General features: G+C 72.3%; 20 protein-coding genes. 10 read left to right on the top strand and 10 right to left on the bottom strand.

Annotated features, from left to right (window positions below):
* Positions 1–85: 85 nt before the first annotated feature.
* The 5 genes from AIIKEEIJ_RS11335 to AIIKEEIJ_RS11315 form a co-directional block, all read right to left on the bottom strand.
* Complete coding sequence (locus AIIKEEIJ_RS11335) at positions 86–3,886, bottom strand: ABC transporter ATP-binding protein (RefSeq protein WP_161995675.1); 3,801 nt, start codon at positions 3,884–3,886, stop codon at positions 86–88.
* 125 nt (positions 3,887–4,011) lie between these two features.
* Positions 4,012–4,794 carry an ABC transporter permease gene (locus tag AIIKEEIJ_RS11330; RefSeq protein ID WP_202916889.1) on the bottom strand — a complete coding sequence of 261 codons (783 nt, stop codon included), beginning with the start codon at positions 4,792–4,794 and terminating at the stop codon, positions 4,012–4,014.
* The gene (locus AIIKEEIJ_RS11325) at positions 4,791–5,882 is read right to left on the bottom strand and encodes an ABC transporter ATP-binding protein (RefSeq protein ID WP_050034873.1); all 1,092 of its coding nucleotides are present in this window, start codon (positions 5,880–5,882) and stop codon (positions 4,791–4,793) included. Before AIIKEEIJ_RS11325 ends, AIIKEEIJ_RS11330 begins: the two co-directional genes overlap by 4 nt.
* A gap of 43 nt (positions 5,883–5,925) precedes the next feature.
* Positions 5,926–6,765, bottom strand: coding sequence for an alpha/beta fold hydrolase (locus AIIKEEIJ_RS11320; RefSeq protein ID WP_161995674.1), 840 nt, complete (start codon positions 6,763–6,765; stop codon positions 5,926–5,928).
* Position 6,766: 1 nt separating this feature from the next.
* Positions 6,767–7,516 (bottom strand): hypothetical protein, encoded by a 750-nt coding sequence (locus AIIKEEIJ_RS11315; protein ID WP_029542508.1) that lies wholly within the window; start codon positions 7,514–7,516, stop codon positions 6,767–6,769.
* A 116-nt stretch (positions 7,517–7,632) separates the two neighbouring features.
* Here AIIKEEIJ_RS11315 and AIIKEEIJ_RS11310 point away from each other — a divergent pair, with 116 nt between their 5' ends.
* On the top strand, positions 7,633–8,490 hold the full coding sequence (locus tag AIIKEEIJ_RS11310) for a helix-turn-helix domain-containing protein (protein ID WP_161995673.1): 858 nt from the start codon (positions 7,633–7,635) through the stop codon (positions 8,488–8,490).
* Positions 8,487–8,888, top strand: a complete 402-nt coding sequence (locus AIIKEEIJ_RS11305; RefSeq protein WP_050034875.1) for a VOC family protein — start codon at positions 8,487–8,489, stop codon at positions 8,886–8,888. Before AIIKEEIJ_RS11310 ends, AIIKEEIJ_RS11305 begins: the two co-directional genes overlap by 4 nt.
* A gap of 1 nt (position 8,889) precedes the next feature.
* Here AIIKEEIJ_RS11305 and AIIKEEIJ_RS11300 read toward each other — a convergent pair whose 3' ends face one another.
* Together AIIKEEIJ_RS11300 and AIIKEEIJ_RS11295 are read right to left on the bottom strand one after the other, a co-directional pair.
* Positions 8,890–9,918, bottom strand: coding sequence for a glutathione S-transferase C-terminal domain-containing protein (locus AIIKEEIJ_RS11300; RefSeq protein WP_161995672.1), 1,029 nt, complete (start codon positions 9,916–9,918; stop codon positions 8,890–8,892).
* 28 nt (positions 9,919–9,946) lie between these two features.
* Positions 9,947–10,642 (bottom strand): GNAT family N-acetyltransferase, encoded by a 696-nt coding sequence (locus tag AIIKEEIJ_RS11295; RefSeq protein ID WP_006938717.1) that lies wholly within the window; start codon positions 10,640–10,642, stop codon positions 9,947–9,949.
* A gap of 38 nt (positions 10,643–10,680) precedes the next feature.
* Between AIIKEEIJ_RS11295 and AIIKEEIJ_RS11290 the strand changes: the two genes are divergently transcribed.
* The 5 genes from AIIKEEIJ_RS11290 (at position 10,681) to AIIKEEIJ_RS11270 (ending at position 15,929) form a co-directional block, all read left to right on the top strand.
* Entirely contained in the window at positions 10,681–12,150 is a 1,470-nt protein-coding gene (locus AIIKEEIJ_RS11290) for a DHA2 family efflux MFS transporter permease subunit (protein WP_072634755.1), read from the top strand.
* Positions 12,151–12,160: 10 nt separating this feature from the next.
* Positions 12,161–12,958 (top strand): enoyl-CoA hydratase/isomerase family protein, encoded by a 798-nt coding sequence (locus AIIKEEIJ_RS11285; protein ID WP_006938708.1) that lies wholly within the window; start codon positions 12,161–12,163, stop codon positions 12,956–12,958.
* Positions 12,959–13,024: 66 nt separating this feature from the next.
* Entirely contained in the window at positions 13,025–14,080 is a 1,056-nt protein-coding gene (locus AIIKEEIJ_RS11280) for a class I adenylate-forming enzyme family protein (RefSeq protein ID WP_029542511.1), read from the top strand.
* Positions 14,081–14,188: 108 nt separating this feature from the next.
* Complete coding sequence (locus tag AIIKEEIJ_RS11275; RefSeq protein WP_006938704.1) at positions 14,189–14,950, top strand: crotonase/enoyl-CoA hydratase family protein; 762 nt, start codon at positions 14,189–14,191, stop codon at positions 14,948–14,950.
* Between the two features lie 55 nt (positions 14,951–15,005).
* Entirely contained in the window at positions 15,006–15,929 is a 924-nt protein-coding gene (locus AIIKEEIJ_RS11270) for an adenosine deaminase (RefSeq protein WP_029542515.1), read from the top strand.
* 8 nt (positions 15,930–15,937) lie between these two features.
* Here AIIKEEIJ_RS11270 and AIIKEEIJ_RS11265 read toward each other — a convergent pair whose 3' ends face one another.
* The gene (locus tag AIIKEEIJ_RS11265) at positions 15,938–17,263 is read right to left on the bottom strand and encodes a D-arabinono-1,4-lactone oxidase (RefSeq protein WP_161995671.1); all 1,326 of its coding nucleotides are present in this window, start codon (positions 17,261–17,263) and stop codon (positions 15,938–15,940) included.
* Positions 17,264–17,340: 77 nt separating this feature from the next.
* Here AIIKEEIJ_RS11265 and AIIKEEIJ_RS11260 point away from each other — a divergent pair, with 77 nt between their 5' ends.
* Both AIIKEEIJ_RS11260 and AIIKEEIJ_RS11255 read left to right on the top strand, forming a co-directional pair.
* The gene (locus tag AIIKEEIJ_RS11260) at positions 17,341–17,985 is read left to right on the top strand and encodes a TetR/AcrR family transcriptional regulator (RefSeq protein ID WP_029542519.1); all 645 of its coding nucleotides are present in this window, start codon (positions 17,341–17,343) and stop codon (positions 17,983–17,985) included.
* A gap of 72 nt (positions 17,986–18,057) precedes the next feature.
* On the top strand, positions 18,058–19,233 hold the full coding sequence (locus AIIKEEIJ_RS11255) for an amino acid deaminase/aldolase (RefSeq protein WP_161995670.1): 1,176 nt from the start codon (positions 18,058–18,060) through the stop codon (positions 19,231–19,233).
* Position 19,234: 1 nt separating this feature from the next.
* Here the strand turns inward: AIIKEEIJ_RS11255 and AIIKEEIJ_RS11250 are convergent, their stop codons facing one another.
* The gene (locus AIIKEEIJ_RS11250) at positions 19,235–20,590 is read right to left on the bottom strand and encodes a DUF2252 domain-containing protein (protein WP_161995669.1); all 1,356 of its coding nucleotides are present in this window, start codon (positions 20,588–20,590) and stop codon (positions 19,235–19,237) included.
* Between the two features lie 32 nt (positions 20,591–20,622).
* On the opposite strand from AIIKEEIJ_RS11250, the gene AIIKEEIJ_RS11245 reads away from it, so the two are divergent.
* Positions 20,623–21,267 (top strand): alpha/beta hydrolase, encoded by a 645-nt coding sequence (locus AIIKEEIJ_RS11245; protein WP_161995668.1) that lies wholly within the window; start codon positions 20,623–20,625, stop codon positions 21,265–21,267.
* Between the two features lie 64 nt (positions 21,268–21,331).
* On the opposite strand, the gene AIIKEEIJ_RS11240 is transcribed toward AIIKEEIJ_RS11245, so the two are convergent.
* On the bottom strand, positions 21,332–23,134 hold the full coding sequence (locus AIIKEEIJ_RS11240; RefSeq protein WP_029542526.1) for an AMP-dependent synthetase/ligase: 1,803 nt from the start codon (positions 23,132–23,134) through the stop codon (positions 21,332–21,334).
* Between the last annotated feature and the right edge of the window lie 83 nt (positions 23,135–23,217).

The following is a 23,217-nucleotide window of genomic DNA, read 5'->3' as shown; positions in this document are numbered from 1 at the left end:
TTCTTCGGTACCCGATCGGAGTGCCTATGTATATGAGGCTAGCCCGCGGCTGTGACGAACAAAAAAGCTCTGCCACGGTCGAGACCTACCTCACAATCTCTGATTCGATGGGATCCCCATCGACGACGGTTCTCGACAGCCGATTATTCCCTGCCCGCATTTGGGCCGCATCACAGAGGGTCGTGTACACGCCTCCGGCGTGCCGCAGTGCGTCGTGCGATCCGGTCTCCACGATGCGCCCGCCGTCGACCACGACGACCAGGTCGGAGCGTGCCGCGGTGGCCAGCCGGTGGGCCACCACCACGGCGGTGCGGCTGCGGGTCACCGACTCGCCCGCCGCGAGCACCGCCCGTTCGGTGCCCGGGTCGAGCGTCGCGGTGGCCTCGTCGAGCAGCAGCAGGTCCGGATCGACGAGTTCGGCCCGGGCCAGCGCCACGAGCTGACGCTGCCCGGCGGACAGGCCCTGCCCGCGCTCGCCGACGGGATGCAGCATGCCGCCGGGCAGACCGGCGATCATGTCGAGGGCCCCCACCGCGCGTGCGGCGGCCTCGATGTCCGCGCGGTCCGCATCGGGCCGCCCGTAGGCGATGTTGCTCGCGACGGTGCCGGTGAACAGGTGCGCCTCCTGCGGGACGACGCCGAGCCGGGCCCGGTACTCGGGCAGGCGATACCCGCGCAGGTCGACGTCGTCGACCCGCACCGAGCCGGACGTCGGATCGTAGAACCGGGCCAGCAGCTTGACGATCGTGGACTTGCCGGCGCCGGTGCGGCCGACGAGCGACACCGTGGAGCCGGCGGGGAAGTGCAGGTCCACGCCGGTGAGCGCGTCGGTGTCGGCCCCCGCGTAGCGGAACCCGACGTCGTCGAGGCGCACGTCGCCGCGCAGGTGTCCCGGGACGGGCACCGTGCCGGTGCCGCCCGTCTCGAGGGAACTCTCGGTGCGCAGCAGGTCGCCGATCCGGCGCAGCCCCACCCGGGCCTGCTGGTAGCCGTCGAACACCTGCGACAACTGCTGGATGGGACCGAACAGCAGGCCGAGGTAGAGCACGAACGCGACGAGCACGCCCGCGGTCGTCGCCCCGGAGGCCACCTCCCGGGCTCCGACGAACACCACCGCGGCCAGCGCGAGGTCGGACAGCAGCGCAATGAACGGGAAGTACAGCGAGATGGCCCGCTGGGAGCGCATCCGGCTGCGCCGGTACGCATCGGCGCGCTCGGCGAACCGGCGGGCCGCGAACTCCTCCCGGCGGTAGGCCTGGGCCGCCCGCAGCCCGGTGACGTTCTCCTGGAAGTCCGCGTTGACCAGGGAGATGCGTTCGCGGGAGACCGAGTAGGCCGTGGACGAGACCCGCCGGAACCACAGCGTCGCCGCGAGCAACGGCGGCACCACCGCCAGCGCCACCAGCCCCAGGGTGAGGTCGGTGGCGAGCAGGGCGACCGAGATCCCGACCAGCGTCAGCACGCTCACCACCGCGGTGGACAACCCGGTCTGGATGAACGAGGAGAGCGCGTCGACGTCCGTGGTCATCCGGGTCATGATGCGGCCGGACAGCTCCCGCTCGTAGTAGTCCAGACCCAGCCGCTGCAGGTGCGCGTAGCTGCGCACCCGCAACCCGAACAGCACCCTTTCGCCGGCGCGGGCGGTGAGCACGGTGAGCACCGCGACCACCAGCCAGGCCAGGAGCGCCAGCGCGGCGCCCACGGCGGTGGCCGCCCACAGCCGCGCGGGTTCGCCCGGCGTGACGCCGCGGTCGACGGCGTAACGCACGATCGACGGGAACGCGATCGACGTCAGCGACTCGACCGCCAGGCACAGCACCACCGCCGCCAGCAGCCACCGCACCGGCCGCAGCGTCCGGGAGAGGCGGAACTCGGGGTCGGGGCGCCGCAGCTGTGCCGTGTCCAGCCCCGGTTGCTCGGTGGCCGGGGGCAACGCCTCGACCGCCCGGCGCAGCGCCGGCGTGGGGGCGATCGACCCGAGGGCGCCGCTCATCGGACCGCCGCCGCGGCCACCCCCGCCCGGCCCCGCCTGCGGCGCGGCCGCCCGGACCGCGGCCGGATCGGAGTCGGGCGCCGCCTCCGGCCACAACGCTTCGACGCCGTACCCGTCGGCGCGGTCCGGTTCCGGCGTCTCGTCCTCGGCGCCACTGAGCAGGGCCCGGAACAGGGCGTTGCGCGCCTCGAGTTCGTGGACGGTCCCGGAGTCGACGACGCGACCGCCGTCGAGCACCGCGACCCGGTCGGCGAGCGACAGCGTGGACCGCCGGTGCGCGAGGATCAGCGTGGTGCGCTTCGGGCGCGCCCGCAGCGCCGCGAAGATCGCGGCCTCCGTCTCCGCGTCCACCGCGGAGGTCGCGTCGTCGAGGATCAGCACCCGGGGGTCGAGCAGCAGCGCCCGGGCGAGCGCGACGCGCTGCCGTTGCCCACCCGACAGCGTCAGACCGCGCTCCCCGACGACGGTGTCGTACCCGTCGGGGAGCGCCTCGACGAACTCGTCGGCGCACGCCGCCCGCGCGGCGGCGCGGATCTCCTCGGCGCTCGCCTCGGGCCGGCCCAGCGCGATGTTCGCCGCGATCGTGTCCGAGAACAGGAACGGTTCGTCGAACACCAGGCTCACCGCCTCGCGCAGGTGCTCGGCGCGCAGGGCGGCGACGTCGATCCTGTCGCCGTCGGCGGTGGTGACGTACACGGCGCCGGATTCGGGGGCGTAGAACCGGGGCAGCAGCAGCGACATCGCCGTCTTGCCGGAGCCGGCGGAGCCGACCACGGCGACGGTCTCGCCCGGCGCCAGTTCGAGGTCGAGACCGTCGAGCACGGGCCGGCCGGGCTCGAAACCGAACGTCACCGCGTCGAGGACCAGCCCCAGCGGCCCGTCCGGCAGCGGCACCGGATGCGGCGGGTCGGCGACATCGGGCTCGGTGTCGATCACCTCGTACACCCGCTCGACCGCGGCGCGGGAGAGCTGCGCCATGATCACCACCGAGAACAGCGTGCGCGTCGTCGCGGTCATCGTCGCCAGGTAGGCGGCGAACGCGAGGAACGTGCCGACGGTGACGGTGCCCTGCAGGGCCAGCCAGCCGCCGAGCGCGATCACGGCGACGAGCCCGAGTTGCGGGATGGCACCCATCGGGGCGGCGAACGTGGCGTTGATCCGGGCGGCGCGCATGCGCTCGGCATAGAGGGCGCGGCCGTGCTGTTCGAGCTGGTCCACGGCGCGGGCCTCCTGCCCGAACCCCTTGACCACCCGCACCCCGGTGACGGTCTCCTCCACGTGCTGGGCCAGGTCGGCCGCGCGTTGCTGCGCCGACCACGTCGCCGCGAACAGTTTGGGCCGGACGACGGCGACCACCCCGGCGATCACCGGGACGGTGACGAGGGCGACGAGGGTCAGCAGCGGCGAGAGCACCGCCATGATCACCAGCGCCAGCGCGAACTGCAACAGCGCCCCGGCCGACATGGGGACCATCGCCAGCAGGCCCTGGACGAGTTGCAGGTCGGTGATCGACCGCGACACCACCTGCCCGGTGCGGATCTGGTCCTGGCCGCGCCCGTCGAGCCGCTGAAGCGAGGCGAGCAGCCCGAGCCGCAGGTCGTGCTGCACGTCCAGCGAGAGCCGGCCGGCGAGCATCCGCCGGCCGTACTGACACCCGAACCGCACCAGCGCGCCCACTGCGATCGCCGCCGCCGCCAGCCCGATCAGCTGCAGGTCGTGGCCGTCGGGGTGGGTGGCGCTGTCGAGCGCCAGCTTGGTCAGCAACGGGAACGTGATGTCGATCAGTGCGGCGACGACGGTGACGGTCAGCGCGCCGAGCGCGACGCGGCGATGCTGCCAGGCCTCCGCGCCCAGCCGACGGATCCAACCGGGGGAACGCGCGTCGTGTGCCATCGTCTTCCGACATTAGCGCCGGCCGGGGACACGGGAGGATTCTGCGGCGAGGGGGTGGTTGTTGCGCCCACCACTCGATCGATGCCGCAGCAACCTCCCCTTCGCCGCGAGAACCGCCGTCGGACTCAGACGATGTCGCGGGTCCGGGTGCGCCACCAGCCGAGGCCGCAGATCAGCGCGGTCCAGCCGAGCAGCCCCAGCGGCGCCGCCGGCCACGTCACGGCCGGGTCGACCTCCTCGGGCAGGTCGATGACGGTGAAGACCGTGTACCAGGTGAGCTGCCCGGGCAGCAGCCGGGCGAGTGCGCCCGCCCCGAGGCCGTCGAGGATCAGCGAGACGATCAGCTCCCCGAACGGGATCCAGGCGGTGATCGCCAGGACGCTGCCGGCCGTCGACCCGGTGAGCAGGCCGAGCCCGGCGCCCATGAGGGCCCACAGCATCGCGGCGAACAGGCCGGCGCCGAGGACCGCGGCGACACTGCCCGCACCCGAGCCGTCACCGGCGAGACCACCGCCGAACATCAGGATGGTCAGCATCGACACGGCCTCGACCACCACGCAGTACAGCAGCCCGAACGCGACCGCCGTCGTCAGCTTGGCGGCGATCACCCCGTCGCGGCCGCGCGTGGTCAGGAAACTGGTGACGATGGTGCGGTGCTGGAACTCGCTGCCCGTGTTGACCACCCCGAACAGCGCCGCGAACAGGAACACCAGCGCGAGCGCGACGCTCACCCCGATCGCGGCGGCGGCGGTCTCGGCGAAGCTCTCGCCGACGAGGCTCTCGAGCGTGCCGAGGATCGGCAGGGTCAGCGCACCGGAGAACAGGCCCACCACCGGGGTGATGCCGAGGATCCACCAGTAGCGCAGGCCCAGGACCTTGCGGAACTCGGCCGTCAGCAACGCGGTCATCGGGGTCCCTCCCAGCCGGTCGGCGAATGCTGTTGCCCGGGCGGGAACGGGCCGGGCGGCGGGAACTGTCCCGGGTAGGGCGGCTGCTGCGGGGGCGTCGGCCCCTGCATGCCCCACCCCGGCGCGGCCCCCACGTACTGCCCGGCCGTCATCGCCAGGAACACCTGTTCGAGGTCGGCGTGCTCGACGCTCGTCCCGAACACCGTCACGCCGTGTCCGGCGGCGAGCGCCGCGACGCGCTCGGGCTCCACCCCGACGATCGCGAGCCGGCCGTCCGGCTGCACCTGCGCGTCGGTGTGGCCCGCCGCGGCCAGCGCCGTCGCCAGGCGGGCCGGGTCGGAGGCGGCGACGAGGACCCGCGCGCGGTGCGCGTGCCGCAGGTCCGCCGTCGTGCCCTGGTGCACGAGCATGCCGCGGCTGATGATCACCAGACGGTCGGCCGTCTGCTCGACCTCCCGCAGGATGTGGCTCGAGATCAGCACGGTGCCCCCGGAACGCGCGTAGCCGAGCAGGAAGTCGCGCAGCCAGGCCATGCCTTCGGGGTCCAGGCCGTTCGCCGGTTCGTCGAGCACGAGGTAGCGCGGTTCGCCGAGCAGCGCGGTGGCCAGGGCCAGCCGCTGCCGCATGCCGAGGGAGAACTCGCCGATCCGCCGTCGGGCGGCCGCGCCGAGCCCGACCAGGTCGAGAACGTGCCGCACCCGGGCCGCCGGCACGCCGATCGCGGCGGCGTACACGTCGAGATGGGTTCCGGCGGTGTGCTTGGGATGGAAGCTCTGCGCGTCCAGCACCGCACCGACCACCCGCGCCGGCTGCGGCAGCGAGGTGAAGGGCATCCCGTCGACGAGCGCGGCACCGGCCGTCGGGCGCACCAGACCGAGCAGCATCCGCAGGGTCGTCGTCTTCCCGGAGCCGTTCGGTCCGAGGAATCCCGTGATCGATCCCGGCGGGACGGAGAACGACAGGTCCGACACCGCCGGCACGTTGCGAAAGGTCTTGCTCAGCCCCTGCACGGCGATGCCCGGCGGCGGCGCGGCCGCGTTCGCGTACCCGGCGCCGGCGACCGGCCCCGTCGGGAACGGCGCTGTCATCGATACCCTCCCTGGTGTGGGCCCCTGCTCGGACCCCGCGAGCCTACGTGCCCGGCGCGGCGGACCGGGAGAAGGACCGGTCGAGGAAGGGAAGCACCAGTTCGAGGAATTCGCTCGGGGCGTCGAGCTGCGGGCAGTGCCCGGCGTCCGGAATGATCGCGACCCGTCGCCGGGCCCCGGTGTTCACCCGGCCCGCGGCGCGCGCCGGGGTGATCAGATCCCGCTCGCCCCACACGAGCAGCGCCGGCACGGTCAGGGAGTTCACCATCTCGGGAATCGGCAGCCGGCCCAGTTCGGGGATCACGGCCCGGCCGACGGCCAGCATGGTCTCGATGCTGCGCCGCGTCGCGTAGTTCGCCGCGAACGCGGTGCGCGTGTCGCCGCCCAGCCGGTCCGGGCGGTGCAGCGCCGCGCGGGTGTACAGGGCGGCGACGGCGAACTGCACGAGCGCCGGCGGCACGGGCCGGGACAGCGCGCGCGACACCATGTCCAACGGCAGCCGCGCTCCGCCCAGCCAGCTGCGCGGTATGCCGGCCATCCCCGGCATGTCGGCGAGTACGACGCCGTCCACCCGGCGCGGATACGTCGACGCGAACGCCAGCGACGTCACCGCTCCCAGCGAATTGCCGATCAGCGCAACCGGATCCCGGCAGTCGGCGATCACGTCGGCGACGGTGTCGACGTAGTGGTCCAGTACCGGCGCCCGCCAGTGCCCGGCGCTCCGGCCGAACCCCGGCAGGTCGACGGTCAGGACCCGGTGGCGTTCGGCCAGGGCCGGGGCCACCTTGCACCAGGTGCCCCCGTGATCGGAGTATCCGTGCAGGAGGACCACGGTGCGCGGGCCGGATCCGCTCTCGCGCACGAACACCGTGCCCGCGGACATCTCACCAGCCGGTCAGGGGAGAGGACAGCGCCTGCCAGTTCGGATCGCCGTCCGGCCCGGTGGCCGGTCCGGCGAGCGGCGGACGCTTCGCCGGCCACTGCGCCGGCGGCGGGCCGAACGCATCGCGCGCGTTCGCGATGACCCGCTTGCCCAGCGCGCGGTTGCCCACGCCGCCGATCGCGGCACCGATCCCGGCCGGCACCAGCTTGCCGAACACGAGGGCGCTGCGCTTGGCGAGGTACTTGCGGACGAACGTCCGCGCGAGCGACTTGTTCACGGACCTCAGCTGGGCGCCGGGGATCTTGCCGGTGATCGCCGACGTCCACGTCTTCGCGGTCGTGCCCGTGGCCCGCTCGACGATCTCCATGCCTGCCTCACCCAGTGCCACGGCGAGCACGAGGGCGCGGCGCTGCTCGTGTTCGTGCGGTTCGATCCCGTGCACCGACGCCACCGCAAGCGTCAGCAGCGCGGCAGCCTCGAGGAAGAACGCGGTTTCGGCGCCGACCGCGGCGATCGATGCGAGCGTGCCGATGCCGGGAACGGTCGCGGCGGCGCCCGCCGCCGTGCCGCTGCCGGTGACTCCGTTGAGGAAGATCTTCTCCAGCCGCGCAATGATCTGCTCCGGAGTCTCGCCGGGATGGGCGCGCCGCGTCAGTTCGACGTAGCGCGCCACCGCGGGCGCCTGCAGCCTGCTGCCGTTGTCCAGGAGCGTGACGAGATACTTCTCCACGCGTCCCACCCTGTCGGTCATCGTTCCGTCCTCGATCCTCCCGGCCCTCCCGGGCCTGCATGCGCCGCCGTGAGTCCACGGTTGCTCACCCCGTGTACCCCATGGGCGTGTCCTCTATCCCTGTTTACCCTGGGACCGTGACCGGCATCTCGGACGGTGCCCGGCGGCGGCCCGCCCCGTCGCTGCGTCCCTACGTGCGCGGTTACGACGGGTACCGGCTGACGGGATTCGCACCCGGCACCCACCTCGGCCTGCCGTCCCCGGACCTGACCGTCGTGCTCACGATCGGCGCACCGCTCGAACTCGCGCGGGCCGCCGCACCGGGCCAGGGGCCCGGCCGGTTCGGTGCGCTCGCGAGCGGGCTGGCCACCACCGCCGTCACCATCGCCCACGACGGCAACCAGCACGGCATCCAGCTCGCACTCACCCCGGCGGGAGCACGGGTGCTGCTGGGCGTTCCCGCCGGTGCGCTCGGCGCCTGGGTCGTCGACCTCGAGGAGGTGCTCGGCGCCGCCGCCCGCGAGCTCGGCGAACGGATCGCCGCCACCGGGGCGTGGGAGAGCCGGTTCCGGGTCCTCGACGAGGTGCTCGGCCGGCGGCTCGCCGGCGGGCGCGGCGAGATCGATCCCCGCCTGCGGCACGCGTGGCGCAGGCTGCAGGACCCGCGTTCGCCGGGGCCGCGGATCACCGATCTGGCCGACGAGATCGGCTGGAGCCGAAGGTATCTGACGTCGCGATTCACCGCCGAGTTCGGGGTCGGGCCCAAGGAGGCGGCACGGGTGATCCGATTCGACCGGTCCCGTCGGCTGCTGCGCAGCCCCGGGCCGCACGTGCTCGCCGACGTGGCCGCCCGGTGCGGGTTCTACGACCAGGCCCACCTCGCGCGGGAATGGCGCGAGATCGCCGGGGTCCCGCCGTCGCGCTGGCTGCGCGACGAGCAGTTCCCAATCGTCCAAGACGGCGACCCGGCCGTCGACGAACACTGGCAGACATGACCACGACAGCACTCACCACAACCGTATGGCCCTGCCTCTCCTACACCGACGCCCGGGCGGCGATCCGCTTCCTCGTCGACGCGTTCGGCTTCACCGAGAACGCCGTCTACGGCGACGGCGACCGCGTCGACCACGCCGAGCTGAGATGGCCGCACGGCGGCGGCGTCATGCTCGGCTCGGCCGGTCGGGGCGGCCCGATCGAGACGCCCGCCGGCACCGGCTGCATCTACCTCGTCGCCCCCGATGCCACCGCCGTCGACACGCTGCACGAACGCGCCGTGGCCGCGGGCGCCACGATCGTCGTCGCCCTGCACGACACCGACTACGGCTCACACGACTTCACGTGCCGGGACCCGCAGGGGGTGTACTGGAGCTTCGGAACCTATCCGGGCGCGTGAATCACGCGCCGTGACCGGCCGGCACCGCCTCCTGCGCCCGCGGCGGGGGCGGTGGCGTGCCGTCACCGAACGGATTGCCGCCCAGCTCTTCCCGGCCGTGCGGCGTCAGCCACCCCCTCAGGTCGGGGCCCTTCGGCACGATCTGCGTCGGATTGATGTCGGCGTGCACGATGTAGTAGTGCTCCTTGATCTGCACGAAGTCGATCGTGTCGCCGAAGCCCGGCGTCTGGAACAGGTCCCGGGCGTACCCCCACAGCGCCGGCATCGACGAGAGCAGACCCCGGTTGCACTTGAAGTGCCCGTGGTAGACGGCGTCGAAGCGGGCCAGCGTGGTGAACAGCCGGACATCCGCCTCGGTGATCGTCTCGCCCACCAGGTACCGGCGCGAACTCAGCCGTTCCTCGAGCCAGTCCAGCCGCGCGAACAGCCGGTCGAAGGCGCGGTCGTACGCGCGCTGCGACCCGGCGAACCCGCACCGGTACACGCCGTTGTTGACGTCCTGGTAGACGAGCTGGGCCACCTCGTCGATCTCGTCGCGCAACGGCTCCGGGTAGAGGTCGGGGGCGCCGTCGCGGTGCAGCGCCGTCCACTCCGTGGAGAAGTCCAGGGTCATCTGCGCGTAATCGTTGGTGACCACCCGGCCGGTGGGCACGTCCACGACGGCCGGGACCGTGATGCCCCGTGGGTACTCGGGGTCCCGGGCGAAGTACGCGTCCTGCAACCGCGGGATCTGCAGCACCGGATCCACCCCGCCCGGGTCGAGATCGAACGTCCAGCTGCGCTCGTCGTGCGTGGGCCCGCACAACCCCAGCGACAGCGCGTCCTCGAGCCCCAGCAGCCGGCGCACGATGAGCGTGCGATTCGCCCACGGGCAGGCGCGGGCGGCGATCAGCCGGTACCGGCCCGCCTCCACCGGATACCCGTCGCGCCCGTCGGCGGTGATGCGCGTGGTGATGTAGTGCGTGTCGCGGCTGTACTCGGCGCCGGGCGTGACATACCCGTCGCTGTCGCCTCCGGAGTGCTTGTTCACAGGGCTCCCTTCGCTCGGTGCGGCCCGTTCAGACGCTAGCCGGTACGGCCACCGAGGTGTGGGTACCCAGTTCGGTGTATCCCAGCACCGCGGCCAGGCCACGGCCCGCGGTGTTGTCGCGCCGGGCCCGCCACTGCGGGATCAGCCCGGCGTCGAGCGCGTCGTGCGTCGCGAGCGTCGCGACCGTCGCCGCCAGACCGATCCGGCGGTGCTCCGGCACGGTCAGTGCCGTCACGTCCGCCAGGATCGACTGCACCTCCCGGTACACCGCCCCCGACAGCGGCCGGTGGTCGTCGTCGAGCAGCACGAACGACGAGGCCTCCCCGTTCACATTCTCGAGTCCCGCCTCGGTCGCGTCGTCGGGTGGGCAGCGCCGCAACAGCTCCGCGAGATCGTCGACCTCGTGGGAGATCAGCGGATCGCGCACCCGCGTCGCGTCGACCCAGTCGGCGCAGTAACTCAGCGCGTGGCTGCGCACCGCGCGGCCGCGGGTCAGGTCGAGCAACGCCGACGCGTCCAGCTCCGCGTCGGGCACCGCCGCGACGGCCTCGACCGCCCAGCCCGGACCCACCACCGCGGTGGCCTCACCGAGGCGCAGCACCCGGACCAGCGCGGACGCGTCGTCCACCCGCGTCACCCGTCCCGGCGCGGCGAGCGCTCCGTCGTCGAGCCCGAGTTCGCGGCACCAGGCCAGCCGCACGATGTCCAGGAGATGTCCGTCCACGGCGCTACCGTAGACGCCTACGAGCGGAGGACGTGCGGGTGGAGACCGAGACAAATCCGTGGCCGGCGCTGTGGGCGCTGTGCCTCGGGTTCTTCATGATCCTGGTGGACAGCACCATCGTGGCGGTCGCCAACCCGGCGATCATGCGGGCGCTGGACACCGACATCAACAACGTCGTGTGGGTCACCAGCGCGTACCTGCTGGCATACGCGGTGCCGCTGCTGGTCACCGGCCGCCTCGGCGACCGATTCGGCCCGAAGCGCGTCTACCTGGCGGGCCTGGTGCTGTTCACCGCGGCGTCGCTGTGGTGCGGATTGTCCGGCACCGTCGCCGCCCTCGTGGTCGCCCGGGTCTTCCAGGGCCTCGGCGCGGCCCTGATGACCCCGCAGACGATGGCGATCATCACCCGCACCTTCCCGCCCGACCGGCGAGGCACCGCGATGGGCCTGTGGGGCGCGGTGGCGGGGGTCGCGACCCTCGTGGGCCCGCTGGCCGGCGGTGTCCTCGTCGACAACCTCGGCTGGGAATGGATCTTCTTCGTGAACGTGCCGGTCGGGATCGTCGGTTTCGTCCTCGCGGCGCGGCTGGTCCCGGCGCTGCCCACCCATCCGCACCGGTTCGACCTCCTCGGCGTGCTGCTCAGCGGCGCGGGCATGTTCTGTCTCGTGTTCGGTATCCAGGAGGGCAACTCCTACGACTGGTCCACTCCCGTGTGGGTGCTGATCGCCGCCGGGGTGGCGCTGCTGGCGGTGTTCGTGTGGTACCAGTCCCGGGGGCGCGGGGAGCCGCTCGTTCCGCTCGGCCTGTTCCGCGACCGCAACTTCTCGCTGGCCAACATCGGCATCGCCACGATGGGCTTCTCGGTCACCGCGATGGTGCTGCCGCTGATGTTCTACGCCCAGGGCGTGCGCGGCTGGACACCCACGGAGTCGGCGTTGCTGATGGCCCCGATGGCGGTCCTCACCGGCGTGCTCGCCCCGATGGTCGGGCGGCTCGTGGACCGGACCCATCCGCGCTACATCGCCGGCACCGGATTCGCGCTGCTCGCCGTGTCGCTGGCGTGGCTGGCCGCGGTGATGACGCCCGACTCGCCGGTGTGGCAGCTGCTGCTGCCGATCGCCCTCATGGGCGCCGCGATGGCCGGCATCTGGTCGCCGCTGGCCGCCACCGCGACGCACGGCCTGCCGCCGCATCAGGCGGGGGCCGGGTCGGGTGTCTACAACACCACCCGGCAGGTCGGTGCCGTCCTGGGCAGCGCCGCCGTGGGTGCGCTCATCACGTCCCGCCTCGCCGTGCACGGGTTGGCCGGCGGCGGTGCCGGCGAGGGCGGGACGACGGCCCTGCCCGAGCCGGTGCGCGCGCCGTTCGCCGCCGCCATGGCCGAGTCGACGCTGCTGCCTGCCGCGGTCCTGCTCGTCGGCTTCGCCGCGGCGCTGTTCTTCGCGCGGCCCGTGCGCACCGAGCCGGCGCCGAGACCACCCCTCGAGCAGCGCCGCACGCTCGCCTAGTGTGGCGCGCATGACGCAGACCACACATCCCACCCGCCTCGAGCGCCACACCACCGCGGCCGGTGCCGAGGTCGCCGTGCTCACCGTCGCGCACGGCACGCTGAACCTGTTCGACCGGGCCCTGTTCGACGCCGTGATCGCCGACATCACCGCGCTCGTGGCCGCGCCGCCGCGCGCGGTACTGATCCGCGCGGAAGGCAAGGTCGTCTCCGGCGGGGTGGACGTCCACCTGTTCGACGGCCTCGACGCCGGGCAGGGCGCGCAGCTGTGGCAGGACCTGTTCGCGCAGATCATCCACCCGCTCGAGGCCCTGCCGTGCCCCGTGGTGTTCGCCGCGCACGGGCTCACCCTCACCGCGGCGTTCGAGATCTCCCTCGCCTGCGACATCGTCCTCGCGGCGCCGGGCGCGAAGTTCGGGCTGGTGGAAACCGTCGTCGGTCTGACCCCGTCGATGGGCGGGCCGCAGCGGCTGGCCGAGCGTGCCGGCTCCGGCCGCGCACGCGAACTGGTGATGACCGGCGACCTCTACGACGCCGAGACGCTGCGGTCGTGGGGCGTGGTCAACGCGGTCCACGAGGACGTGGATTCCGCCGCACGCGCCCTGGCGGATCGGCTCGCCGACGGCCCCACCCGCGCCCACGACGCCACCAAGCAGATCATCGGCGCGTGGCGGTCCGGTGGCGTCGCGCACGCCGACTCGGAGACTCCGGACGTCTCCGGCGCGCTGTTCGGCACCGACGACCTGAAGGGTGCCGTGCGCAGCTTCCTCACCGTCGGCCCGGGGAAGGCGTCGTACACCGGAAGGTGAGCCGATCCCGCCCCCAGTTGTGACCCGCGCCATATAGTGCAGGCACACGACGAGGCGGAGGTGACGATGTCGGTGGCGGTGGTCCGGGTTTCGTGCGCAGCGGGGTGGTTCCGTGACGAGCGTGTCAGTCGCCGACTGGACGGTGTCCTGCGGTACGAGGACCTCGAGCCGTGCCTGGCCGAGCTGCTCGACCGCAGCGCGCTGCGGCACTCCGCCCGCGTCGCCGCCGTCGACCGGGCCGGCAACGCCCTCACCTACGGGCAGATGTGGTCGTCGGCAGCACGGGTGGCGGGTGGACTGCTCGATCAGGGCGTGGGCCCGGCCGACCGGGTGGTCGTCCACTATCCGAACGGGTTCCGCTGGCTGTACGCGTTTCTCGGGGTGGTCCTCGCCGGTGGGGTGCCGGTGCTGCCGGATCCGACGTGCAGCGATCCGGAACTCGAGTGGATCGCCGATGACAGCGGCGCCGTCCTGACCCTCGACGGCGAGCTGCCCGACGGGGTGGCGTTCCTGGACGAGGGCGCCGCGCCGGACGAGCTCGCGGTGCTGTACTACGTGCGCAAACGCGGCGGGGGACTGCACGGGGTGGAGCTGACCAACGAGAACATCCTCTCCACGATCGAGGCCGTGGTGCACGCGATGGACCTGACCGCGGAGGGGGCGCGCACGGTGCTCACCGCACCGCTGTCCACGGCGGCGGGCAGCGCCGTGCAGCTGTTGCCCACCCTGGCGGCCGGCGGCACCGTCGTCGCCGCCGGGGCCCGGGGGGTGCGGGTGCCGTGGCGGCACCTGCGCGCGTCGTTCCCCGCGGCGAGGTGCGTACGCGGCTGGGGGGTGGCCGAAACCGGCGGCATCGGGCTGCTGCTGCCCACCGACCAGCGGGCCGCGCACCCGCGCAGCGTCGGAGTTCCGTTCGGCGGCATGGAGGTCGCGCTCCTCGGCCCGGCCGCCGATCAAGGCGTCGGCGAACTGCTGTGCCGCGGTCCCAGCGTCGCGCGCCGCTACTGGAACGACCCGGAATCGACCGCCGAGACCTTCGACGACGGCTGGTTCCACACCGGCGACCAGGTGCACATCGACGGGGACGGCTTCGTCACGCCCGTCGCCGTCCGGGTGTCGTGACACGGCGGTACGGCCGGTCCGCCGCCGCCGCCGGGTTCGGTTGCGGTATAAGCGAATGGACCGCGGTACGCGCGGTCGGCTACCGAATCCTGTGAAAGGTGTGCGCGCATGTCCGACGAGGTCCTGCTCGAGCGTCGCGGTCGAATCCTGGTGATCACCATCAACCGGCCCGAGGCCCGCAATGCCGTCAACGCGGCCGTCAGCCACGCCCTCGCCGCCGCCGTCGACGAACTCGACGCCGATCCCGACCTGTCCGTGGGCGTGCTCACCGGTGCGGGTGGCAACTTCTGTGCCGGCATGGATCTCAAGGCGTTCGTCGCCGGGGAGAACGTCGCGGTGCCGGGCAAGGGCCTCGGCTTCACCGAGGCGCCGCCGCGCAAACCGATCATCGCCGCCGTCGAGGGCTTCGCGCTGGCCGGCGGCACCGAACTCGTCCTCGCCACGGATCTCGTGGTCGCCGCCGCGGACGCCAGGTTCGGCATCCCGGAGGTCAAGCGCGGACTCGTCGCCGCGGGCGGCGGCCTGCTGCGCCTGCCTACCCGGATCCCGTATCAGAAGGCGATGGAACTGGCCCTCACCGGCGACGCGTTCACCGCCGAGGAGGCCCACGGCTACGGCTTCGTCAACGTTCTCACCGAGCCGGGCGGCGCGCTGGAGGGTGCCCTGGCCCTCGCCGAACGGATCACGGCCAACGGCCCGCTCGCCGTGGCGGCCACCAAGGAGGTCATCGCCAAGGCCGCCGACTGGCCGGCGGACGAGGCCTTCGACAGGCAACGCGAGATCGTCGGCCCGGTGTTCGTGTCCGAGGACGCCCGCGAGGGCGCGACGGCGTTCGCGGAGAAGCGTTCCCCGGTCTGGAAGGGCCGCTGACGACCCGCGTCCCTTCCGCGCGGCCGCGGAAGGGACGCGTCGACGAAGGAGGATCGTGCTCGCCGAACTGCACGTCCACATCGAGGGCACTCTCGAACCGGAGCTGATCTTCGCTCTGGCCGAGCGCAACCGGGTCGCGCTCCCGTACGCCGACCTCGCCGAACTGCGCAGCCGGTACGAGTTCACCGATCTGCAGTCCTTCCTCGACCTGTACTACGCGAACATGCAGGTGCTGCGGACGGCCGAGGACTTCGCCGATCTCGCGCGGGCGTACCTGCGCCGGGCGGCGCAGGCCGGCGTGACGCGGGCCGAGTTCTTCTTCGACCCGCAGGCGCACACGAGCCGCGGCGTGCCGCTGACGGAGGTGGTCGAGGGCCTCGCGGACGCCGTCGCGGCGGGCCGGCGAGAGTTCGGCGTCGATGCGGCGATGATCGCCTCCGTCGTGCGGGACCGGCCCGTGCACGAGGCCGAGGAGGTGTTCGGGGAGCTGCTGCGCCTGTCGGCTCCGATCATCGGGCTGGGTCTGGACTCTGCGGAGGTGGGCTATCCGCCGTCGCTGTTCGAGGACGTGTTCGCCCGCGCCCGCGCCGAGGGCCTGCACACGGTCGCCCATGCGGGAGAGGAGGGCCCGCCCGAATACGTGTGGCAGGCACTGGATCTGCTCGGGGCCGAACGCATCGACCACGGCATCCGATCCCTCGAGGACCCCCTCCTCGTAACGCGCCTCGTGGACGAGCAGATTCCGCTCACGGTCTGTCCACTGTCCAACGTCCGTTTGCGCGTGGTGGATTCGCTCGAGCGGCATCCGCTGCCGCGCATGCTCGAGGCGGGTCTGCTGGTGACCGTCAACTCCGACGATCCGGCGTACTTCGGCGGGTACGTCGACGACACGTTCGCGGCGCTGCGCGATCGGCTCGGGCTCACGTCCGATCAGCGGGAGACGTTGGCGCGCAATTCGATCGCGGCGTCCTTCGGCTAGCCCGCGGCCTACGGGCCGAGCACGCGGTCCAGGTACGGGTTGGCGAAGGTGCGCTGCGGGTCGACGCGGTCGCGGACGGCGAGGAAGTCGTCGAAGCGCGGATACGTCGTGCGCAGGTCGGCCGCGCTGCGGCCGTGCATCTTGCCCCAGTGCGGCCGTCCGTCCACGGCGCGGGCGATCGCCTCGACCGCATCGAAGTACGCCCGGTGCTCGCGCCGGTGGTACTGGTGCACGGCGAGGTACGCGCTGTCGCGGCCGTGTGCCGTCGACAGCCACACGTCGTCGGCGGCGGCGAAGCGTACCTCGACGGGAAAAGCGACACGGAAGTCGTTGCGGGAGAGCCACGCATCGATCTCGGTGAGCACGTCGGTCACCGAGCCGACGGGTACGGCGTACTCCATCTCCCGGAACCGGACCCGGCGCGGGGAGGCGAAGACGCGATAGCTGCGGTCGACGAACTCCCGCGGCGACAGCGTCCGGGCGGCGAACTCGTTGAGCCGCGGGATGGTCGCGGGGGCGCGGGTCGCGACGCGCTGGACGACCTCGAACATGCCGTTGGCGAGCACCTCGTCGTCGACGAAGCCCCGTACCCTGCCCACCGGGGCGCCGGGCGCGTGGGCGGGCAGCCGGGTGTTGCGCTTGGTGAGCACCCGGTCGGTGTGCGGGAACCAGTAGAACTCGAAGTGGTCGACGGCGAGCCGGTCGCGCTCGAGCACGGCGAGGGTGTCGTGCAGCGTGCCGGGCGCTTCCGCGGCGTGCAGCGCGAAGGCGGGCACGCACTCGAGTGTGATCGTGGCGAGGATGCCGACGGCGCCGAGGCCGAGCCGGGCGGCCTCGTAGAGTTCCGGGTGGTTGTCGGGGGAGCAGTGCACGACGGAACCGTCGGCGAGCACCACGGTGGCGGCGCGGGCGACGGTGGCGAGGCCCCCGAATCGCGCGCCGGTGCCGTGGGTGCCGGTGGACATCGCGCCGGCGAGCGACTGCACGTCGATGTCCCCGAGGTTGGGCACGGCCAGACCCTGATCCCACAGGAGCCGGTTGAGATCCCGCAGCCGGGTGCCGGCCCGCACGGTGACGAGCGCACCGGCGGAGGTGGGCCGGACGTCCTCGATGCCGGTGAACCGGTCGAGGGAGACGAGCACGCCGTCGGTGACGGCGACGCCGCTGAACGAGTGTCCCGCCCCGACCGCCTTGACGCGCAGGCCCCGCTCGGATGCGCGTGCGACGACGGCGGCGATCTCGTCCAGGGATTCCGGAGTCTCGTACGCGCGCGGCGTCGCGGATTCGGTGCGCGCCCAGTTGCGCCAGGTGGCTGCGGGACGGTCGGTGGCCATGGGGCAATCATCGACTTGGACGACCGTCCAGGTCAATAGGGGCCGACGGATCCGGACCGGGTTCTACGATCGGAGGCATGCTGAACCGGTTGCCGGCGGACCAACGTCGAGCCCAACTCGTCGAATCCGCCCTCGCGCTGGCCGAGGGCGGCGGTCTCGGGGCCGTCACAGTGCGTGCCGTCGCCGAGCACGCCGGCGTATCGCTCGGGGTGGTGCACTACTGCTTCGAGAGCAAGGAAGCCCTCGTCGCCGCGATGGGGGAGACGCTGGTGCTCCAGCTCAGCCAGGCGTTGCGCACCGCCTTCACCCTCCCGCAGAACGGGCCGGACCCGCAGGGCCCGCGCGGGCTGCGGCAGCTGCTCTACGCCGGGATCACTGCGATGTGGCCGACGATCGAGGCGACGGCCGACCGTCAGCTGCTCACCTACGAGATCACCACCTATTCGCTGCGCCACCGCGCTGCCGGCGAGCCGCTCGGCGGCAACATCGCCACCGAGCAGTACCGCATCATGGACGTCGAGGCCCAGGCATTTCTCGAGGAGTGCGCCGCCCGCACCGGCACCGAGTGGGTCGAGCCGGTCTCGACCGTCGCGCGCCTGGCGCTGGCCATGCTCGACGGCCTGGTCCTGCGGTGGCTGGTGGATCGTGACAGCGACGCCATCGTCACCGAACTCGACGACATCGCCGCGATCGTCGCCGGCCGGGCCGTGGAAACGACCTGAACCTGGACACAGGTCCAAGTCGGTGCTTGACTGGCCGCGACGACCCGACCTGCCGTGGATTGGACCCCCGCCGTGACCCACCCCCTCGACCGGCTCCACGACGCGACGGCCGACCTGGACCCGCCGCTCGCGGCCGTCGACCTTCCCACACTCCGACGCAACGCCGCCGACCTCGTCCGTCGCGCCGGGGGCACGCCCGTGCGGGTGGCGAGCAAGTCCGTCCGGTGCCGCGCGGTCCTCGAGGAGGTGCTCGGCACCGGCCTCACCGCCGACGGCGGTTTCGGCGGGATCATGGCGTACTCGCTGCGCGAAGCGCTCTGGCTGGTCGAGCGCGGCGCCCGCGACGTGCTCCTCGGATACCCGACCGTCGACCGTGCCGCGCTCGCCGAACTCGCCGGCCGGCCGCACGCCCTCGACGCGGTCACCCTCATGGTCGACTCCGCCGCCCAGCTCGGCATCGTCCGCGACGCCCTCGGCACCGCCCGTGTGCGACCCCGCGTGTGCCTCGACGTGGATGCGTCGCTGCGGCTCGGGCCGGTGCACCTCGGCGTGCGGCGCTCGCCGCTGCGCACGCCCGACGAGGTGGGGCAGCTCGCCCGCTGCGCCACGACCGCCGGCTTCGCCGTCGTCGGAGTGATGTTCTACGAGGCGCAGATCGCCGGTCTGCCCGACACGTCGCTCGCGGTCCGCCTGATCAAGCGCCGGTCGGCCGCCGAGCTGGCCACCCGTCGCAGCGCCGTCGTCGGGGCCGTCCGCGCCGTCGTCGGCGACCTCGAGATCGTCAACAGCGGCGGCACGGGTTCGCTCGAGATCAGTTCCGCGGACCCGGTCGTCACCGAGGTCACCGCCGGCTCCGGCCTCTACGTGCCCACGTTGTTCGACCGATACCGGGCCTTCACACCGCGGCCCGCGCTGTACTTCGCGCTGCCCACGGTGCGCAGGCCCAGTCCCACCATCGCCACGCTCTTCGGTGGCGGTTACATCGCCTCCGGCCCGACGGGTCCGTCCCGGGTACCGCGGCCGGTGCGGCCCGCCGGACTGCGGTTGCTGCGCGCCGAGGGTGCCGGCGAGGTGCAGACCCCGGTCACCGGCCGCGCCGCCGCAGACCTGCCCGTCGGCGGCCGCGTGTGGCTGCGGCATGCCAAGGCGGGGGAGCTGTGCGAGCGGTTCGCGCACCTGCATCTCGTCGACGCCGGCGGCACCCGCACCACCGTCCCCACCTATCGCGGCGAGGGGCACTGCTGGTGAGCTACGCCGGTGCCGCGCTGTTGCACAACGCCTTCCAGTCCTGCTCCGTGCGATCGGCGTAGGCGGCGGACCACCGCGCCACCGCCTCGTCGAACACCGTCCCGCGGCCGAGGTACCCGGCGACGAACGCGCCGTCCGGGCTCTGGCTGTGGGCGCGGGCGAGCAGCGCTCCGCACAGCCGGCCGTACTGCTCCGATTGTGCGGGCCTGAGCCGTTCCCACTGCACCGATCCCTTCATGTCCCGGAACTGACGCACATAGAAGTCCCGGCGCACGCCGTCGGCGCCGGGGACGCCGGTGATCCAGCCGAGAAGCGGATCCGAGTGGGCCTGCAGGATCCGCTGTGCCCCCACGACGCGGGCGCCCTGGCCGTGCGCGATGAGGTCGGCCTCGACCCGGTGCGGGGTCTCCCGGATCCCGCCGTGCGTCTCCAACACCGACCGCCCGGCCTCCTTGACCTGGAGAAACAGCGGCTCGTCGGCCGGGCCGAGCAGCAGGACGAGGAAGCATCGGGTGCCCACGCTGCCCACCCCCACGATCCGCATCGCAAAATCCACGACGCGGTACTGGGAAAGCAGCAGCTGGGCATCCGCCCGCACCGTCGCACGGTAGGACGCGACGATCCGCTCGATGGCGTCGAGTGACCCGATGTCGAGGTGGCGGACGATCGGGGGCTGGTCGACGATGCGCGGAACGTCGTCGGCCGTGGTGACCGTCAGTTTCCTCAGGACCTGTTCCGACGTGCGGCTGCGAGCCTTCTGCACGACGGCTCGTATCGCCTCCGGATTCCGCGACGCCTGCTCGATCTCTTCCGCGTCGACCTGGAAGTAGAACCGCTCGGTGGCCGTCAGGCCGGACAGGAACCGGATGGTCTCGCGGTACGAGCGCACCGTCGCGAGGGTCGCGTCCCGGCACTGCTGCTCGGTGCAGCCGGTGTGACGGCCGGCCAGCCATACCGAGGCGGCCAGCCGCTTGACGTCCCATTCCCACGGCGCCGGATACGCCTCGTCGAAGTCGTTGAGATCGAACAGGACCCGTCGCTCCGGCGAGGCGTACAGGCCGAAATTCGCCAGATGGGCGTCGCCCGAGGCCACCACGTGCGGTCCCGTCACGGCCTCGGTGGACAGATCCGCCGCCATCGCGGCGGCGCTGCCGCGGTAGTAGGCGAACGGGGACTCCGTCATCCGCTCGTACCGGATCGGCACCAGTTCCGGCAGCCGGGTGCGGTTCTGCTGCTCGAAGATCGCCACGGGGTCGCGGTCGGGGCAACGGAATTCGCCGTGCGCACCGCGGGGCACGCGGGTGCGGGCGGCACGCCCCTCGGCTCGACTGCGCTCGGCGGCGGTAGTCGGTGTCATCCCGCGATTGTGCACCGGCGCACAATGACCGCATGCCCTTTTTCGACGGCAGCACCGGCCGTATCCACTACCGACACTGGCCCGTCGACGGCGCGGCGGCCGCCGTCGTCTTCGCCCACGGGATGCGTCAGCACACCGGCCACTACCACCGCTTCGCGGCGGTCCTGGCGACGCACGGCATCGCGTTGTGGGGCATCGATCTCGCCGGGCACGGTCTGTCCGAGGGCAGCCCCGGCGAACCGGGCGTCCTCGACGACCTGGCTGCGGACCTGCTGCGCGTCGCCGAGGTGGCGGAGCGTGCCGAGCCGGGGATGCCGCTGGTGGTGATGGGGCATTCGCTCGGCGCGGCGACCGCCCTCACGCTGCTGCGCACCGACGCCGGCCGCTTCCGTGGCGCCGTGCTCTGCGGGACGCCGCGCTCGGCGGCCGTGCCCGCGACGGCCGAGATCCTCGCGGGGGCTCGCATCCCGCTGCTCGCGGTGCACGGCGCCGACGACCGGCTGGCCCCGATCGACCCCGTGCGGGCCTGGGCCCGGACGATCCCGGCCCTGGACCTGCGCGAGTACCCCGACGCGGGCCACGACCTGCTGCACGAACCGGTGCACCGCACGGTGACGCGCGACGTCGCCGAGTTCGTCCGGACCGTGACCGAAGTGCCGGCCCCCCAACAACAGTGAGCGAATGTATCCCTCACTCGATCAGAGGAGATGAAGGATACATTCGCTCACCATGGGCGTGGCCCTACGAGTAGATGGCCTCGATCGCCGTGCCGTGCGCCTCGTGGATGACGTTGCGCTTGAGCTTGAGCGTCGGGGTCAGCTCGCCGGTCTCGATGGTGAAGTCCACTTCGAGGATCCGGTACTTCTTGATCTGCTCGGGGTTGGAGACCTTCCTGTTGCCCTCGGCCACCGCGGCGTCGATCTCCGCGATCAGGTCGGGGTTCTTCAACAGCTCGGACACCGGGGCGTCGGCCGGAATGCCGTGGCGCTCCTTCCAGCCGGGCAGGGCCTCGGGGTCGAGGGTGATCAGCGCGCCGATGAACGGCTTCGCGTCGCCGACGACGATGACCTGGCTGATCAGCGGGTGCGCCCGCAGAGCGTCCTCGAGTACGGCCGGGGCGACGTTCTTGCCGCCGGCGGTGACGATGAGCTCCTTCTTGCGGCCGGTGATGTGGACGAATCCGTCCTCGTCGATATTGCCGATGTCACCGGTGTGGAACCAGCCGTCGACGATCGCTTCGGCGGTGGCCTTCTCGTTCTTCCAGTAGCCGCCGAACACCGCGGGGCCCTTGAGCAGCAGCTCGCCGTCCTCGGCGATCCGCGCGGCGTGCCCGTTGACCGGCCGGCCGACGCTGCCCACCCGCTGGTGCTCGGGGGTGTTGATGGTGACGCCACCGGTGGTCTCGGTCAGGCCGTAGCCCTCGAAGATCGGGATGCCGACGCCGCGGAAGAAGTGGCCCAGGCGCGCGCCGAGGGCTGCGCCGCCGGAAACCGCCTGCTCGCACTCGCCACCGAGGGCCGCGCGCAACTTGCTGTACACCAGCTTGTCGAACACCGCGTGCTTGATCTTCAGGCCCAGACCGGGCCGGCCCTTGTCCAGCGCCTCGCTGTACGCGATGGCGGTATCGGAGGCCTTCTCGAAGATCCGGCCCTTGCCGCCGTCGTACGCCTTCTGCTTGGCCGAGTTGTAGACCTTCTCGAACACGCGCGGCACCGACAGGATGAAGTTCGGCTTGAACTCGCCGAGCTGGTCGAGCAGCGTGGTCAGATCGGAGGTGTGCGCGACGGTGACGCCGTGCTCGAACGCGCCGAACGAGATTTCGCGGGCGAACACGTGCGCGAGCGGCAGGAACAGCAGGGTCCGCTTGCCGCTCACCATGGAGTTCGGCAGGGCGAGCTTGACGGCCGCCGCCTCGGCCCACAGGTTGCTGTGGGTCAGCTGCACACCCTTGGGGCGGCCGGTGGTGCCCGAGGTGTAGATCAGGGTGGCGGGGGACTCGGCACGCACCTGGTGGCGCCGCTCCTCGAGCTGCTCGTCGGTGATCGCCGCGCCGCGCGCGATCAGTTCGTCGACGGCGCCCTTCGCTCCCGCTGCGCCCTCGATCTGCAGGACCTCGCGCAGGGCCGGCGCGGCCTCGGCCACGGCGGCGACCGTCCGCGCGTGGTTGTCGTTCTCCACGACCAGCAGCGATGTCCCCGAGTCCTCGAGGATCCACTGGGCCTGGTCGGCCGAGGAGGTCTCGTAGATCGCGACGGTGCAGCCCCCGGCGGCCCAGATCGCGTAGTCGATGAGGACCCATTCGTAGCGGGTGCTCGACAGGATCGCGACCCGGTCGCCGAGTTCGATCCCGGAGGCCATCAGGCCCTTGGCCACCCCGCGGACCTGGGCGGCGAACTCGGCGGCGGTGACGCTGACCCACCGGCCGTCGACCCTGCGCTCGAACGGCACCCAGGTCGGCGACTCCTTCTCGTGCCGGAAGACGGCGTCCGCCATCGATGCGTCCTCGGGAATCGAGAACGACTGTGGCACGGCAAACTCTCTCACGGTGACCCCTCCATCAATTTTTCACTGGTGGATGTGCATTGCATCACACGAGGACGGAAAACGCAGCAACGGGGGTGCCCGAT

The sequence above is a fragment of the Rhodococcus sp. YH1 genome (assembly GCF_009939605.1).
GTDB classification, from domain to species: domain Bacteria; phylum Actinomycetota; class Actinomycetes; order Mycobacteriales; family Mycobacteriaceae; genus Rhodococcus; species Rhodococcus aetherivorans.
The sequence above is the reverse complement of the archived record's forward strand: the minus strand, read 5'-3'. Positions and strand labels throughout refer to the sequence as shown.

Bases quoted from the DNA above. Each gene is read 5' to 3' on its own strand.
- AIIKEEIJ_RS11335 (WP_161995675.1), bottom strand. From the start codon at position 3,886: ATGGCACACGACGCGCGTTCCCCCGGTTGGATCCGTCGGCTGGGCGCG.
- AIIKEEIJ_RS11330 (WP_202916889.1), bottom strand. From the start codon at position 4,794: ATGACCGCGTTGCTGACGGCCGAGTTCCGCAAGGTCCTGGGCCTGCGC.
- AIIKEEIJ_RS11325 (WP_050034873.1), bottom strand. From the start codon at position 5,882: ATGACAGCGCCGTTCCCGACGGGGCCGGTCGCCGGCGCCGGGTACGCG.
- AIIKEEIJ_RS11320 (WP_161995674.1), bottom strand. From the start codon at position 6,765: ATGTCCGCGGGCACGGTGTTCGTGCGCGAGAGCGGATCCGGCCCGCGC.
- AIIKEEIJ_RS11315 (WP_029542508.1), bottom strand. From the start codon at position 7,516: ATGACCGACAGGGTGGGACGCGTGGAGAAGTATCTCGTCACGCTCCTG.
- AIIKEEIJ_RS11305 (WP_050034875.1), top strand. From the start codon at position 8,487: ATGACCACGACAGCACTCACCACAACCGTATGGCCCTGCCTCTCCTAC.
- AIIKEEIJ_RS11285 (WP_006938708.1), top strand. From the start codon at position 12,161: ATGACGCAGACCACACATCCCACCCGCCTCGAGCGCCACACCACCGCG.
- AIIKEEIJ_RS11280 (WP_029542511.1), top strand. From the start codon at position 13,025: ATGTCGGTGGCGGTGGTCCGGGTTTCGTGCGCAGCGGGGTGGTTCCGT.
- AIIKEEIJ_RS11275 (WP_006938704.1), top strand. From the start codon at position 14,189: ATGTCCGACGAGGTCCTGCTCGAGCGTCGCGGTCGAATCCTGGTGATC.
- AIIKEEIJ_RS11265 (WP_161995671.1), bottom strand. From the start codon at position 17,263: ATGGCCACCGACCGTCCCGCAGCCACCTGGCGCAACTGGGCGCGCACC.
- AIIKEEIJ_RS11260 (WP_029542519.1), top strand. From the start codon at position 17,341: ATGCTGAACCGGTTGCCGGCGGACCAACGTCGAGCCCAACTCGTCGAA.
- AIIKEEIJ_RS11250 (WP_161995669.1), bottom strand. From the start codon at position 20,590: ATGACACCGACTACCGCCGCCGAGCGCAGTCGAGCCGAGGGGCGTGCC.
- AIIKEEIJ_RS11245 (WP_161995668.1), top strand. From the start codon at position 20,623: ATGCCCTTTTTCGACGGCAGCACCGGCCGTATCCACTACCGACACTGG.